Source organism: Streptomyces sp. NPDC043738 (assembly GCF_056436545.1).
The window spans coordinates 14,876-28,976 of record NZ_JBWKCJ010000050.1 but is presented as its reverse complement, the minus strand read 5'-3'; the positions used below and the strand labels follow the sequence as shown (position 1 = coordinate 28,976).

At 69.1% G+C, this 14,101-nt stretch carries 15 protein-coding genes; 13 read left to right on the top strand and 2 right to left on the bottom strand.

Translation table 11 applies throughout. The features are described 5' to 3' along the window. Nucleotides 1-111: 111 nt before the first annotated feature. The gene (locus AC0680_RS36750) at nt 112-288 is read right to left on the bottom strand and encodes a hypothetical protein (RefSeq protein ID WP_393496536.1); all 177 of its coding nucleotides are present in this window, start codon (nt 286-288) and stop codon (nt 112-114) included. Between the two features lie 321 nt (nt 289-609). Here AC0680_RS36750 and AC0680_RS36745 point away from each other — a divergent pair, with 321 nt between their 5' ends. The 4 genes from AC0680_RS36745 (at nt 610) to AC0680_RS36730 (ending at nt 4,181) form a co-directional block, all read left to right on the top strand. Then, nucleotides 610-1,263 (top strand): response regulator transcription factor, encoded by a 654-nt coding sequence (locus AC0680_RS36745; protein ID WP_006602630.1) that lies wholly within the window; start codon nt 610-612, stop codon nt 1,261-1,263. A gap of 6 nt (nt 1,264-1,269) precedes the next feature. After that, nucleotides 1,270-2,532 (top strand): sensor histidine kinase, encoded by a 1,263-nt coding sequence (locus AC0680_RS36740; RefSeq protein ID WP_478637375.1) that lies wholly within the window; start codon nt 1,270-1,272, stop codon nt 2,530-2,532. 525 nt (nt 2,533-3,057) lie between these two features. Further along, on the top strand, nt 3,058-3,360 hold the full coding sequence (locus AC0680_RS36735; protein ID WP_003982531.1) for a DUF4193 domain-containing protein: 303 nt from the start codon (nt 3,058-3,060) through the stop codon (nt 3,358-3,360). Between the two features lie 14 nt (nt 3,361-3,374). Then, nucleotides 3,375-4,181, top strand: coding sequence for a hypothetical protein (locus tag AC0680_RS36730; RefSeq protein ID WP_478637373.1), 807 nt, complete (start codon nt 3,375-3,377; stop codon nt 4,179-4,181). 21 nt (nt 4,182-4,202) lie between these two features. On the opposite strand, the gene AC0680_RS36725 is transcribed toward AC0680_RS36730, so the two are convergent. After that, nucleotides 4,203-4,646, bottom strand: a complete 444-nt coding sequence (locus AC0680_RS36725; protein WP_478637372.1) for a DUF3093 domain-containing protein — start codon at nt 4,644-4,646, stop codon at nt 4,203-4,205. A gap of 58 nt (nt 4,647-4,704) precedes the next feature. On the opposite strand from AC0680_RS36725, the gene AC0680_RS36720 reads away from it, so the two are divergent. The 9 genes from AC0680_RS36720 to AC0680_RS36680 all read left to right on the top strand — a co-directional run bounded on the left by AC0680_RS36720 (nt 4,705) and on the right by AC0680_RS36680 (nt 14,020). Beyond that, nucleotides 4,705-5,307: a PaaI family thioesterase gene (locus tag AC0680_RS36720; protein WP_384440048.1), complete on the top strand. Its 603-nt coding sequence runs from the start codon at nt 4,705-4,707 to the stop codon at nt 5,305-5,307. Further along, nucleotides 5,304-5,825: a dUTP diphosphatase gene (gene dut, locus AC0680_RS36715; RefSeq protein WP_128506666.1), complete on the top strand. Its 522-nt coding sequence runs from the start codon at nt 5,304-5,306 to the stop codon at nt 5,823-5,825. The genes AC0680_RS36720 and dut overlap by 4 nt, the downstream gene beginning before the upstream one ends. Nucleotide 5,826: 1 nt before the next feature. Then, nucleotides 5,827-6,594: a DUF3710 domain-containing protein gene (locus tag AC0680_RS36710; protein WP_478637371.1), complete on the top strand. Its 768-nt coding sequence runs from the start codon at nt 5,827-5,829 to the stop codon at nt 6,592-6,594. Nucleotides 6,595-6,921: 327 nt separating this feature from the next. Next, entirely contained in the window at nt 6,922-7,011 is a 90-nt protein-coding gene (gene kdpF, locus AC0680_RS36705) for a K(+)-transporting ATPase subunit F (protein ID WP_016575741.1), read from the top strand. A gap of 31 nt (nt 7,012-7,042) precedes the next feature. Next, on the top strand, nt 7,043-8,719 hold the full coding sequence (gene kdpA, locus AC0680_RS36700) for a potassium-transporting ATPase subunit KdpA (protein ID WP_478637378.1): 1,677 nt from the start codon (nt 7,043-7,045) through the stop codon (nt 8,717-8,719). 32 nt (nt 8,720-8,751) lie between these two features. Continuing rightward, on the top strand, nt 8,752-10,863 hold the full coding sequence (kdpB, locus tag AC0680_RS36695) for a potassium-transporting ATPase subunit KdpB (RefSeq protein WP_478637370.1): 2,112 nt from the start codon (nt 8,752-8,754) through the stop codon (nt 10,861-10,863). A gap of 20 nt (nt 10,864-10,883) precedes the next feature. Next, on the top strand, nt 10,884-11,546 hold the full coding sequence (kdpC, locus tag AC0680_RS36690) for a potassium-transporting ATPase subunit KdpC (protein ID WP_478637368.1): 663 nt from the start codon (nt 10,884-10,886) through the stop codon (nt 11,544-11,546). 318 nt (nt 11,547-11,864) lie between these two features. Then, nucleotides 11,865-13,043, top strand: a complete 1,179-nt coding sequence (locus tag AC0680_RS36685) for an alginate lyase family protein (protein ID WP_478637367.1) — start codon at nt 11,865-11,867, stop codon at nt 13,041-13,043. A 269-nt stretch (nt 13,044-13,312) separates the two neighbouring features. Then, entirely contained in the window at nt 13,313-14,020 is a 708-nt protein-coding gene (locus tag AC0680_RS36680; protein ID WP_478637366.1) for an ABC transporter ATP-binding protein, read from the top strand. Nucleotides 14,021-14,101 lie beyond the last annotated feature (81 nt).

Below are 14,101 nucleotides of genomic sequence, written 5' to 3'. Positions count from 1 at the left end.
GGCGCCGCCCCCCCCCCCCCCCCCGCCCTCCCCCCCCCCCCCCCCCCCCCCCCCCCCCCCCCCCCCCCCCCCCCCCCCCCCCCCCCGCTGCCGTCGTACGCCGGCGCGGGGTCAGGCGTTGCTGACCGCCCCGTAGCGCACACCGTGCTCGCTCGCCAGTCGCTGCAGGTCCTCGAGCTCGGCCTGTTCGACCTCGGCGAGGAAGTCATCGCCCGCAGCGCGGGCCTGGTCCAGATCCTCTTCGGTCTTCTCTATGCGCTGCAGAATGCCTGCGGTGAACGCGTCCATGTGCGCCCCCTCGTCGTGGGTCGGTGGCACGGGGGTGTGCCGACGGGTGGGTGATCACGGCGTGGTCCCTGCGATGGAACTAGTTCATGGCGGGTCGCCGAAAAAACAGGGCGTGATCGCGGGTGTGCAGTCGTCCTCCCCACGAGCAACCTCAGGGAAACCTCAACCCGCCCGGGAATCCTGCCCGTCGGGCTCCGCGGACCCCCTCGCGGCCGCCCGGCACCCGTCTTACCGCCGGTTTATAGCTGTTCAGGGCAGGATGGAAGCACTCCCAGACATTGTTTGTGCTGCCCGAAAGGGCCCTGAGGAAGGACTAGCGACGTGCGTGTTCTCGTCGTCGAGGACGAGCAGCTGCTCGCCGATGCGGTGGCCACCGGACTGCGCCGGGAGGCCATGGCCGTCGACGTGGTCTACGACGGCGCTGCCGCCCTGGAACGGATCGCGGTCAACGACTACGACGTCGTCGTGCTCGACCGCGACCTGCCGGTCGTCCACGGTGACGATGTCTGCCGCAAGATCGTCGAGCTGGGGATGCCCACCCGCGTCCTGATGCTCACCGCCTCCGGCGACGTCAGCGACCGCGTCGAGGGCCTGGAGATCGGCGCCGACGACTACCTCCCCAAGCCGTTCGCCTTCACCGAGCTCACGGCCCGGGTACGGGCCCTGGGGCGGCGTACGACCGTCGCGCTGCCGCCCGTCCTCGAGCGGGCCGGCATCAAGCTCGACCCCAATCGCCGCGAGGTGTTCCGCGACGGCAAGGAGGTCCAGCTCGCCCCGAAGGAGTTCGCGGTGCTGGAGGTCCTGATGCGCAGCGAGGGCACGGTGGTCTCGGCCGAGCAGCTCCTGGAGAAGGCCTGGGACGAGAACACCGACCCGTTCACGAACGTCGTACGGGTCACCGTCATGACCCTGCGCCGCAAGCTCGGCGAGCCCGCGGTGATCGTCACCGTCCCCGGCTCGGGATACCGGATCTGACCGTCGATGCCCTCCCTGCCCTCGTTCTCCAAGCCGGCGGCCCCACCGCCGCCCATGCCGCCCAAGCCCACCTGGGACCCCCGGCCGGTCAACATCCGGCCGTTCCCGTGGCTGCGACCCACCATCCGGATACGGCTGACGCTGCTGTACGGCGGCATGTTCCTGATGGCGGGGATCGTGCTGCTGACGATCATCTACATGCTGGCCGCGGACGCCCTGCACGACGGCAGCGCGCTGCCGCTGAAGATCCTCGGCGGCAAGTTCGAGTCGACCAGCGACATCTGCGACCTGCCCACCCAGACGTCCGGGCCGCTGCTCCAGGAAGCCGTCAACCAGTGCCTCCAGCAACAGCGCGCGGTGGCCCTCAACAGCCTCCTCAACCGCTCCCTGCTGGCGCTGCTGGGTCTGACGGTGGTGGCGTTCGCGTTCGGTTATGCGATGGCGGGGCGGGTGCTGGCGCCGTTGGGGCGGATCACGCGTACGGCGCAGCGGGTGGCGGGTTCGGATCTGCATCGCAGGATCGAGTTGGGTGGGCCGGATGACGAGCTCAAGGAGCTCGCGGACACCTTCGATGAGATGTTGGACCGGTTGGACCGGGCGTTTGAGTCGCAGCGGCGGTTCGTGGCGAATGCGTCGCATGAGTTGCGGACGCCGCTCGCGATCAATCGGACGCTGTTGGAGGTGCAGCTGGCCGATCCGGGGGCGTCGGCGGAGTTGGCGCAGTTGGGCAAGACGTTGCTGGCGACCAATGAGCGCAGTGAGCAGTTGGTGGAGGGTCTGTTGTTGCTGGCCCGTAGTGAGAACAAGGTCGTGGACAAGCGGCCGGTGGATCTGTCGGAGGTGGCCGCGCAGGCGGTGGACCAGATGCGGGGGGAGGCGCAGGCCAAGGGGGTGGCGCTGCGCGGGGTGCGGCAGCAGGTCTTCGTGCAGGGCAATGGTGTGCTGCTGGAGCGGATCGCGCTGAATCTGGTGCAGAACGCGGTGCGCTACAACATCGCCGAGGACGGCTGGGTGGAGGTCACCACCGAGCCCGCGGCGGGGTGTGCGGTGCTGGTGGTGGCCAACACCGGGCCGGTGGTCCCCGCCTATGAGGTGGAGAACCTCTTCGAGCCCTTCCGGCGGCTGCGCACCGAGCGCACCGGCAGCGACAAGGGCGTGGGGCTGGGCCTGTCCATCGTCCGCTCGGTGGTGCGCGCCCACGACGGCAGCATCACCGCCGAACCCCGCGAGGGCGGCGGCCTGACCATGCGCGTCGTCCTACCGCTCTGAGCAGGGCGACAGGGCGGTTGTACGGCCGCTGGAGCGACCGGCACCCCCGTGGGCGACGGTCGGACATCAGTGCGTACGATCGCCCGTCTCGCGGCCGTACACCGTCTCGCCTCCCGGTTTGACGAAAAGGGGGTCGGGCGGGGATCCTTCGCCAAGTTCGCTTTGCGCGGAATTGCACCGGTCCGACCGCCGGTCTGCGTGTGTGTGATCGCTCACAGGCGCGAATTTCCAGCCATCTACGCTCCGTGATCGAAATGCCATGCGGAATGCCGGGGAAGTCCGGGTTTCCGGGGGGCCGGATTACGGGAAGTACAGGTGATGGGCTGCGCGAGGTGCGACATTCGGACCGTGTACGGTCCTGATCGCCATCCAAACCGATCACCTCTTCAGGGGTGCGGTTGGGTGTCGATTGAGTAACAGACCTTGATGTGAGGCAAAATCTCCGCCTCAGGTCGGGCACAAGTCCGGCCTCTCACGCGTTACGAGCGCTGAGACACCGCAGACACCCAGAGGGGGAGAGCGAAAATGGCTACGGATTACGACACTCCACGCAAGACCGATGACGACCTCAACGAGGACAGCATCGAGGAACTGAAGTCGCGGCGGAACGACAAGTCCGCCTCTGCCGTCGACGTCGACGAGTTCGAGCAGGCTGAGGGCCTGGAGCTGCCCGGCGCCGACCTGTCCAACGAAGAGCTCGCCGTGCGCGTGCTGCCCAAGCAGCAGGACGAGTTCACGTGCATGAGCTGCTTCCTGGTGCACCACCGCAGCCAGCTCGCCGCGGAGGACAAGAACGGGCAGCCGATCTGCCGCGACTGCGCGGCCTGAGACCGGCCTACGCCGTGGCAGGCGTGAACCCGTTCCGTAAGGGCCCCAAGGGCGACAGCGGCCCGGCGGCCGGCGCACGACCACGCGAGGAAACCGCGCCCGTGCCCGCCGATCCGACCGCCCTTCCCACGGAGCGGACGACCGGTGCACCGCGGGAGCGAGGCCGCAGGGCCTCGCTCGCGGCCCTGGCCGGCCCCGCGGGCCGAACAGGCGGCCGGCTGCGGCTGGGGATCGCCGCGATCGCCGATCGCCTCATCGCCACCGCCCCGCGGATCCCGGTCCGCGACCTCGCCACGCTGCGCGCCCAGTTCCCCGGCCTGACCCCCGAGGAGCTGGCCGACAAGCTGGTCGCGGGTGCCTGTGCGGGCACCGCCGCCGTCGGCGCGGGCGTCGGCGCGGCGGCGATGCTGCCCGCTCCGCCCGCCATGCCGGCCGAGCTGGCCGCCGAGATCACCGGCGTGGCCTCGGTCGAGATCAAGCTGATCGCCGAGCTGCACGAGGTCTACGGGCTGCGCCCCGCGGGCAACCTCCGGCAGCGCGCGATGGCCTGCCTGACGTCCTGGTCCGAGGAGCGGGGCATCGACATCGCCGCACCGGCCTCGCTGAACATCGCGCTCGGCGGGCAGATGAAGCGCGAACTGCGTCAGCAGATCATGAAGCGCACGCTGCGCAACCTGCCCAACCTCATGCCGTTCATGATCGGCGCCGCCGTCGGCGCGTTCATGAACCGCCGCGCCACCAGGAGACTCGCCGAGAAGGTCCGCCGGGACCTGCGTGCGAAGCAGGTCCCCTGGGACGCCCTCCCCACGCCTGAAGGCTGACGGGGCGCCCCGCGGCGCCGGTCAGCCGCGTACGGCCGTCAGCGCCGCCACCAGACGCTCCGGCTGCCGCGTCGAGAGGTACGCGTAGGGCGTCGGGTCGTCCGGATCCGTGATCTCCACCCGCACCGCGGTGCGGACATAGCTGCGCAGCAGCATGAACGCGCGGGCGTCGGCCTTGTGCGTACGCCACGCCAGCGCCTCGTCCGCGTCCAGGGCCCTGGCCTCGCCCAGCGCCGACGCCGGGATCTTCGCGTCGCCGGCGATCAGCGCGTCACCCACCACCCGGATCCGTACCGAGCCGTACGAGCTCACCGCCACCGCGGACAGGGCGGCACCGCCGATCAGCCCGCCGAGCATCGGCAGCGTCCCCAGGGGGAGCAGCATCAGGGCGCAGGCGATGCCGATCAGCGCGGCGATCACCCACCAGGACCGGGGCGCGGTGAGGCGTTCTTCGTACGACTGCATGAACCCAGCTTGGCACGGCGGCGCGGGCCCCTTACGCGCGCGGGTAGGGTCTGCACTCGTGAGTGGAACTGACAGAACGAGGACGGAGTCGCCGCGGCTGACGCCGCCGAAGGACGCCGTCGCGCCGGTCCGGCACCCCGACGGTCCGGCGCCCGGCGAACTCCTCGGCGCGCACTACGACCGTTGCTTCGGCTGCGGCACGGGCCAGCCGCACGGTCTGCACCTGGAGGCGCGGGCCGGGGACGGCGTGAGCGTACGGGCCGAGTTCACCGTCAAGGAGGCCCACCAGGGCGCGCCCGGTCTGGCGCACGGCGGAGTGCTGGCCACCGCGCTGGACGAGACGCTCGGCTCGCTGAACTGGCTGCTGCGGGTGATCGCGGTGACCGGCCGGCTGGAGACCGACTTCCTGCGGCCGGTGCCGCTCGGCACGGTGCTGCATCTGGACGCGCGGGTCACCGCCGTGCACGGGCGGAAGATCTACTCGACGGCCGTGGGCCGGATAGGCGGCCCGGACGGCCCGGTCGCCGTGCGCGCCGAGGCCGTCTTCATCGAGGTGAAGGTCGACCACTTCATCGACAACGGAAGGACCGAGGAGATCCAGGCGGCGATGGCCGACCCGGACCAGGTCAAACGAGCGCGTGCCTTTGAGGTGAACCCGTGAGTCAGGTACGGAATCCGGTGGATGTACTGCTGCGGCGGCTGGACCCGGACGTGCCCGTTCCGTCGTACGGACACCCCGGCGACGCGGGCGTGGATCTGGTGACCACCGAGGCCGCCGAGCTGGCGCCGGGGGAGCGCGCCGTGCTGCCCACCGGGGTGTCGATCGCGCTGCCCGACGGGTACGCGGCGTTCGTGCACCCGCGGTCCGGGCTCGCAGCGCGCTGCGGACTGGCGCTGGTCAATGCCCCCGGGACGGTGGATGCCGGGTACCGTGGAGAGATCAAGGTGATCGTGGTCAATCTGGATCCGCGCGAGAGTGTGCGGTTCGAGAGGTTCGACCGGATCGCCCAATTGGTCGTCCAGCAGGTCGAGAAGGTGCGCTTCCACGAGGTGGCGGAACTTCCCGGCTCGGCGCGGGCCGAGGGGGGATTCGGTTCCACCGGCGGTCATGCGGCGGTGGGCGGCTCCACGGGCGGGAATGAATACGCATCGGTCGGTGCCGACCGGGAAGGACAGTGACGTGTTCGGACGTCGCAAGAAGAACGAGGCTTCTGAAGAGTCGGCCAAGGACACCACGCTCGCCGGCGAGCACGCGGTGAACGGTGCCGACGAGGGCGAGGCGACGCCGGCGCGGCTCAACCTTCCGCCCGCGCCGCGCCCCGACGGTCCCTGGGACTCGTCGGAGGTCAAGGAGCCCGGTGAGGGCCGGGTGGACCTCGGCGGCCTGTACGTGCCCGGTGTCGAGGGCATGGAGCTGCGGGTGGAGGTCGCCGGTGACGCGATCGTCGCCGCGACGGTGGTGCTGCAGGACAGCGCCGTACAGCTGCAGGCCTTCGCCGCTCCCAGGAACGAGGGCATCTGGGGCGAGGTGCGCGAGGAGATCGCCGCCGGCATCACCCAGCAGGGCGGGGTCATCGACGAGGTCGAGGGCCCGCTGGGCTGGGAGCTGCGCGCCCAGGTACCCGTGCAGCTGCCGGACGGCACCAACGGAGTGCAGGTCGTGCGCTTCGTCGGTGTCGACGGCCCCCGGTGGTTCCTGCGCGGGGTGATCTCCGGCCAGGGCGCGGTGCAGCCGCAGGCCGCGGGCGTGCTGGAGCACATCTTCCGGGACACCGTCATCGTCCGCGGCGACGGCCCGATGGCGCCGCGTGACCCGATCGTGCTGAAGCTGCCGGACGACGCCCAGATGGTGCCGGACGGCGTGCAGCAGGAATCGGCCGAGCAGTCCCGCTTCGGCGGCGGCGTGGAGCGCCTGGAGCGCGGACCGGAGATCACCGAGATCCGCTGACCGGATCGCGCGGCCGAGCGGCGCGAAGACGGCCGCATCTCGGCCGGATCGCGAGGGTCGAAAGGGCCCGGACCCCCTTTGAGGGGGTCCGGGCCCTCGGCGTTTGCGCAGGTCACGAACGGGCGCGTATGGGTTCCGTCAACGGAGCGCTAATGGCCGTAAGGGAGGCGTCAACAGAGTTCGAGCCGCGTGGGAAGGGCGCTTTGCTGTGGAGGTCCTCATCTCCCCAGTCATCTAGGAGCACACGATGGCCGACGTGGCCTTCGTCGTCGTCACGATCGCGGTCTTCGCGTTGGTGGCCCTCGTCGCCAAGGGGGTGACGAAGCTGTGACCATCGAGAACATCGTCGGCCTGATCGTTGCCGTCGCCCTGCTCGGATACCTGGTCCTCGCGCTCGTCTTCCCGGAGAGGTTCTGACGTGTCCATAGCTGCTGCCGCAGCGGGCGACATGAGCCCCCTCCTCGCAGGCGTGCTCCAGCTGATAGCGCTCACCGCGGCGCTCGCCCTGGCGTACCGCCCCCTCGGCGACTACATGGCCGCCGTCTACAGCTCCCCCAAGCACCTCCGTATCGAAAAGGTCGTCTACCGCTGCATCGGCGCCAATGCGGACGCCGAGATGCGCTGGCCCGCCTATCTGCGCGGCGTCCTGGCGTTCTCCGCGGTGGGTGTGCTCCTGCTGTACCTGCTGCAGCGCGTCCAGGGCGGCATGCCGCTGTCCCTCGGGTTCGCGTCGATCAGCCCCGACCAGGCGTTCAACACCGCGGCGTCCTTCGTCGCCAACACCAACTGGCAGTCCTACAGCGGCGAGCAGGCCATGGGCCACGTCGTGCAGACCGCCGGCCTGGCGGTGCAGAACTTCGTCTCCGCCGCCACCGGCATGGCCGTGGCCGTCGCCCTGGTCCGCGGCTTCGCCCGGTCCCGCACCGGCGACCTCGGCAACTTCTGGGCCGACCTGGTCCGCGGCACGATCCGGGTGCTCGTCCCGATCGCCGTCGTCGGCGCCTTCGTCCTGGTCGCCTGCGGCGCCGTGCAGAACTTCTCCGGCATCCACGAGGTCGGCCAGTTCATGGGCGGCTCACAGCAGACCAACGGCGGCGCGGTCGCCTCCCAGGAGGTCATCAAGGAACTGGGCACCAACGGAGGCGGCTACTTCAACGCCAACTCCGCCCACCCCTTCGAGAACCCCGGCGCCTTCACCAACCTCTTCGAGGTCTTCCTGATCCTCGTCATCCCGTTCGCGCTGACCCGTACCTTCGGCAAGCTCGTCGGGAACGTGCGGCAGGGCTACGCGATCCTGGCCACGATGGGCGTCATCTGGCTCGGCTTCACCGCGCTGATGATGTGGACCGAGTTCGCCCACGGCGGCCCGGCCCTGCAGGCCGCCGGCGCCGCCATGGAAGGCAAGGAAACCCGCTTCGGCGTCGGCTCCTCGGCGATCTTCTCGGTGGCCACCACCCTGACCTCCACCGGGGCCGTGGACTCCTTCCACTCCTCCTTCACCGCGTTCGGCGGCGGCATCCAGCTGCTCGGCATGATGCTCGGCGAGATCGCACCCGGTGGAGTGGGTTCCGGCCTCTACGGCATGCTCGTGATGGCGATCATCGCGGTGTTCATCGCCGGCCTGATGGTGGGCCGTACGCCCGAGTACCTCGGCAAGAAGATCGGCACCCGCGAGATCAAGCTCGCCGCCTGCTACATCCTCATCACCCCGACGCTGGTCCTCGGCTTCACCGCCGCCTCGATGGTGCTGCCGGACGCGCTGGGCTCGATGCTCAACACCAAGGCGCTGGGCGCCGGTTCGCACGGCTTCTCCGAGGTGCTGTACGCGTTCACCTCCGGCGCCAACAACAACGGCTCCGCCTTCGGCGGTCTGAACGCCAACACGCCCTGGTACAACACCGCGATCGGTCTGGCCATGCTGCTCGGGCGCTTCCTGCCGATGGTGTTCGTGCTCGCACTGGCCGGCTCGCTCGCCGAGCAGAAGCCGGTCCCGGAGACCGCGGGCACCCTGCGTACCGAGAAGCCGCTCTTCGCCGGGCTGCTCGTCGGCACGATCCTGATCATCACCGGTCTGACCTACTTCCCGGCGCTGGCCCTCGGGCCGCTGGCGGAGGGCCTGTCATGACCGCCCCCGTGAAACCAGAGGAGCCCGGCTCCATGTCCACCGCCACTCCGACTCGCGCTCCGCACCAGGACGTCCCCAGCGGGCACAAGCCCGGCGACGGCCGCGTGGGCGGCGGTCTCTTCGACCCCAAGCAGCTGGTCAAATCTTTCCCGGACGCGATACGCAAGCTCGACCCGCGGGTGATGGTCAAGTCCCCGGTGATGTTCGTGGTCGAGGTCGGCTCCGTCCTGACCACGGTCTTCGCCCTCACGTCGCCCTCGGACTGGTTCGGCTGGGCGATCGCCGCCTGGCTGTGGCTGACCGTCGTCTTCGCCAACCTGGCGGAGGCGGTCGCCGAGGGCCGCGGCAAGGCGCAGGCCGACACCCTGCGCAAGGCCAAGACCGACACCGTGGCGCGTCGCCTGAGCGGCACGACCGAAGAACAGGTACCCGGCACCGAACTGCGCATCGGCGACCTCGTCGTCTGCGAGGCCGGCGACATCATCCCCGGTGACGGCGATGTCGTCGAAGGTGTCGCGTCGGTCGACGAATCGGCCATCACCGGTGAGTCGGCGCCGGTGATCCGCGAGTCCGGCGGTGACCGCTCCGCCGTCACCGGCGGCACGAAGGTGCTCTCCGACCGCATCGTCATCAAGATCACGACGAAGCCCGGCGAGACCTTCATCGACCGGATGATCAACCTCGTCGAGGGCGCCGCACGGCAGAAGACCCCCAACGAGATCGCACTCAACATCCTGCTCGCGTCGCTCACCATCGTCTTCCTGCTGGCGGTCGTCACCCTCCAGCCGTTCGCGATCTACGCAGGCGCCGAACAGCCCATGATCGTGCTGCTGGCGCTGCTGGTCTGCCTGATCCCGACGACGATCGGCGCGCTGCTCTCGGCCATCGGCATCGCCGGCATGGACCGGCTCGTCCAACGCAACGTGCTGGCCATGTCCGGACGCGCCGTCGAAGCGGCTGGCGATGTATCGACATTGTTGCTCGACAAGACCGGCACCATCACCCTCGGCAACCGCCAGGCAGCCGAGTTCGTCCCCGTACGCGGCACCACGGAGGCCGAGGTCGCCGACGCTGCCCAACTCTCCTCACTGGCCGACGAGACCCCCGAGGGCCGCTCCATCGTCGTCCTCGCAAAGGAGAAGTACGGACTGCGCGAGCGCCAACAGGGTGAGCTGACCGGCGCCGAATGGGTACCGTTCACCGCCCAGACCCGGATGTCGGGTGTGGACGTCACCGAGGACGGCCAGCACCGCAAGATCCGCAAGGGCGCGTCGGGTTCGGTCATCACCTGGGTCCAGGAGCGCGGCGGCGAGGTCGCCGCCGACGCCCGGCAGCTCACCGACGCCATCTCCCAGGCCGGCGGCACCCCGCTGCTGGTCGCCCTCGAAGACGAGCGCGGCCCGCGCGTCCTGGGCGTCATCCACCTCAAGGACGTCGTCAAGGACGGCATGCGCGAACGCTTCGTCGAGCTGCGCAAGATGGGCATCAAGACCGTCATGATCACGGGTGACAACCCGCTGACGGCCAAGGCCATCGCCGACGAGGCGGGCGTGGACGACTTCCTCGCCGAGGCCACGCCCGAGGACAAGATGGCGCTCATCAAGCGCGAACAGGCCGGCGGCAAGCTGGTCGCGATGACCGGCGACGGCACCAACGACGCCCCCGCGCTGGCCCAGGCGGACGTCGGCGTGGCCATGAACACCGGGACCTCGGCCGCCAAGGAGGCCGGGAACATGGTGGACCTGGACTCCAACCCGACCAAGCTCATCGAGATCGTCGAGATCGGCAAGCAGCTGCTGATCACCCGGGGCGCGCTGACGACCTTCTCGATCGCCAACGACGTCGCGAAGTACTTCGCGATCATCCCGGCGATGTTCGCGGTGGCTTACCCGGGCCTGGACACCCTCAACATCATGCGACTGTCCAGCCCCAACTCCGCGATCCTCTCGGCCATCATCTTCAACGCACTGATCATCGTCGCCCTGGTACCGCTCGCCCTCAAGGGCGTGCAGTACCGCCCGGTCAGCGCCGACAAGATGCTGCGCCGCAACCTGGCCGTCTACGGACTCGGCGGGCTGATCGCCCCGTTCATCGGCATCAAACTCATCGACCTGCTCATCTCCCTCATCCCCGGGCTGCACTGATTTAGGAGCTGGTGACCGACATGAACAACTCGGTACGCAACACCGCCCGGTTGCTGGGCGCGGGGCTGCGAGCACTGCTCGTACTGACCGTGGTCTGCGGCGTCGTCTACCCGCTGCTGGTCACCGGAGTGGCGCAGGCCGCCTTCCACGACAAGGCCAACGGATCCGAGGTGAGCTCCCACGGCAAGGTCGTCGGCTCCTCGCTGCTCGGCCAGCGCTACGACAAGGGCGAGGACAAGGAAGGCAACCCGATTCCGGACCTGAGGTTCTTCCAGCCGCGCCCCTCGGCGGGACTGGGCAGCAACAAGACCAACGGCGTCAACACGCAGTACGACCTGCAGGTCTCCGGCGCCTCCAACCAGGGCGCCACCAACACCGACCTCGTCAAGGCGGTGCAGGAGCGCAAGAAGTGGGTCTCGGAGACGTACGGCGTCGCCGAGTCGACGGTCCCGGCGGATGCCGTCACCTCCTCCGGCTCCGGCCTCGACCCGCACATCTCCCCGGAGTACGCCGAACTGCAGGCCGCCAGGGTCGCCAAGGAGAACCACCTGCCCGCGGCCACGGTGCGTCAGCTGGTCAAGGACCACGTCGACGGTCGCGTCCTCGGCTTCATGGGCGAACCGAGGGTGAACGTCCTGGAGCTGAACATCGCCCTGAAGGATCTGGTGAAGGGTCGGGGGTAGAGCCTGGAGCGAACGGGGCGGCCCCGGGGAGAGGACTCCCCGGGGCCGCCCTTTGCCTGTCTCCCTTCCTCCCTGCTTCCCTCTTCTTCTTCCTCTTCCTTCTCCTCCTCCTCCTCTTCGTCGTCTTCTTCTTCGAAAACTGAAGTGCCCGCTGGGACAAGGTGGTTGATTCCGTATGGCTCCGGCGCCAGGCCTTGACGGCGTTGTGGCTTCCCCTTACGTTCGCCAGCCATCACAGGTGTTCACATCAACGCTTGTCGTTCATGTACGAGAACAGCTCCCGTCCATCGAGCATCTCGACAGGAAGGCACACCCCCCATGCGCAGAAAGCTCACCCTCGTCGCCGGTGTCCTGCTCGGCGCCCTGACGGCAGGCCTCCTCATAGGCGCCCCGTCCACCGCGGCGCCAACCGCCTTCACCCACCCCGGCGTCCTCGTCGGCACCGCACAGCTCGACCTCACCCGAAGTAAGGTCAACTCCGGCTCCCAGCCCTGGAAGAGCGCATTCGACGCGATGACGGCGAGCAAATACGCCTCGCTGTCACGCACCCCCAAGCCCCGCGCCGTCGTCGAATGCGGCTCGTACTCCGACCCCAACCACGGCTGCACCGACGAACGCGAGGACGCCCTCGCCGCCTACACCCTCTCGCTGGCCTGGTACATCACCCGTGACAGCAGGTACGCGGACAAGGCGATCCAGATCATGGACGCCTGGTCCGGCACCATCAAGGACCACACCAACAGCAACGCGCCGCTGCAGACCGGCTGGGCCGGCTCCTCCTGGCCCCGCGCCGCCGAGATCATCCGCTACACCTACGACGGCTGGCCCAAGGGCCGCGTCGACCGCTTCGCCGGAATGCTGCGCGACGTCTACCTCCCCGAGGTCATCAACGGCTCCAACAGCAACGGGAACTGGGAGCTGAGCATGATGGAGGCCGCCGTCGGCATCTCCGTCTTCATCGAGGACAAGGCCTCCTACGACAAGGCCATCGCCGCCTTCCGCGCCCGGGTTCCCGCGTACATCTATCTGAAGTCCGACGGCGAACTGCCCAAGACCACGCCGGGCAGCGGCCTGAACACCCGCGACAAGATCATCAAGTACTGGCAGGGGCAGACCACCTTCGTCGACGGCCTCACCCAGGAAACCTGCCGCGACTTCACCCACACCGGATACGGCCTGTCGGCCATCTCGCACATCGCCGAGACCAGCCGCCTCCAAGGCAACGACCTCTACCCGGAGGTCGCCGACCGCCTGCGCCACGCACTCGGCTTCCAGACCACCTATGAGCTGGGTACGGCTCCGCCGTCATGGCTGTGCGGCGGCAGCGTCAAGCGCGGCTTGGGCCCCGTCACCGAGGTCGGCTACAACGCACTGCACAACCGGCTGCACCACGAGATGACCAACACCAGGAAGCTGACCGAGAAGCAGCGACCGGCCGGCTCCAACAACCTCTTCGTCGGCTGGGAAACCCTGACCCATGCGGAGAACCCCAGCTAGGCAGACGTGGCCTGCAGTGACCGGGACTGATCCAGAGTTATCCACAGGCGTTGCCTGCCGAACTGCGCGGTACGCATACTGACGCCATCGGCAGGCGACGCGGGGTTCCAGTGATCGAAGCGCTCAACGGCTCGTCCAGTGAAGGGAGTTGGGTGCGAGTGGTTGCCACCTAGCGGTTGGTGATCTGTCGGTGGCCGGCGGTCGGTCGTCGCGGGGGCCGTGGTGAAGTGAGAGCGAAGTGGGGGGAGTAGGACAGTGGGGGAAGGGCGATGAACGACGGGGGAAACGGGGCAGGTGCGATGGTCGTCGTCGAGGACCTGCACCGCAGTTACGGCAGTGGCGCCGGTGCCGTGCACGCCCTGCGCGGGGTGTCGTGCAGCGTGCCGCGCGGTGAACTGGTCGCCCTGCGCGGCCGCTCAGGATCCGGCAAGACGACGCTTCTCAACCTCATAGGCGGTCTGGACACCCCGGACTCGGGACGGATCACCGTCGACGGCACGCCCCTCGCCGAACTCGGTGAGAGCGGGTTGCTGGAGATGCGGCGCGACCGTATCGGCTTCGTGTTCCAGTCCTTCGGGCTGATACCGATACTGAGCGCCGCCGAGAACGTCGGAGTGCCGCTGAGGCTGCGCAAGGTCCCACCGCGGGAGCGCGACGAGCGTGTCGCACTGCTGCTGTCCCTGGTAGGCCTCGCCGACCATGCCGAGCAGCGGCCCGGCGAACTCTCCGGTGGTCAACAGCAGCGCGTTGCCATAGCCCGCGCACTCGCCAACCGCCCCGCCCTGCTCATAGCCGATGAGCCGACCGGACAACTGGACGCCGAGACCGGCATGGAGGTGATGGAACTGCTGCGCGCCGTGGTCCGCAGCGAAGGTGTCACGGCCCTGGTCGCCACCCACGACTCCAACCTGCTCGGTCTTGCCGACCGCGTCCTGGGGTTGAACGACGGCTTGATCACGGAGCAGGGCAAGGGCTGAGGGGGCGGGCGCATCCCCCTTGCTGCTTCCGCTTGCTGCTTCCGCTTGCTGCTTCCGCCTCGCCGGGCTGCAGCGAGGGAG

Bases quoted from the DNA above. Each gene is read 5' to 3' on its own strand.
- AC0680_RS36750 (WP_393496536.1), bottom strand. From the start codon at position 288: ATGGACGCGTTCACCGCAGGCATTCTGCAGCGCATAGAGAAGACCGAA.
- AC0680_RS36740 (WP_478637375.1), top strand. From the start codon at position 1,270: ATGCCCTCCCTGCCCTCGTTCTCCAAGCCGGCGGCCCCACCGCCGCCC.
- AC0680_RS36735 (WP_003982531.1), top strand. From the start codon at position 3,058: ATGGCTACGGATTACGACACTCCACGCAAGACCGATGACGACCTCAAC.
- AC0680_RS36725 (WP_478637372.1), bottom strand. From the start codon at position 4,646: ATGCAGTCGTACGAAGAACGCCTCACCGCGCCCCGGTCCTGGTGGGTG.
- kdpA (WP_478637378.1), top strand. From the start codon at position 7,043: ATGAGCCCCCTCCTCGCAGGCGTGCTCCAGCTGATAGCGCTCACCGCG.
- kdpB (WP_478637370.1), top strand. From the start codon at position 8,752: ATGTCCACCGCCACTCCGACTCGCGCTCCGCACCAGGACGTCCCCAGC.
- kdpC (WP_478637368.1), top strand. From the start codon at position 10,884: ATGAACAACTCGGTACGCAACACCGCCCGGTTGCTGGGCGCGGGGCTG.
- AC0680_RS36685 (WP_478637367.1), top strand. From the start codon at position 11,865: ATGCGCAGAAAGCTCACCCTCGTCGCCGGTGTCCTGCTCGGCGCCCTG.
- AC0680_RS36680 (WP_478637366.1), top strand. From the start codon at position 13,313: ATGAACGACGGGGGAAACGGGGCAGGTGCGATGGTCGTCGTCGAGGAC.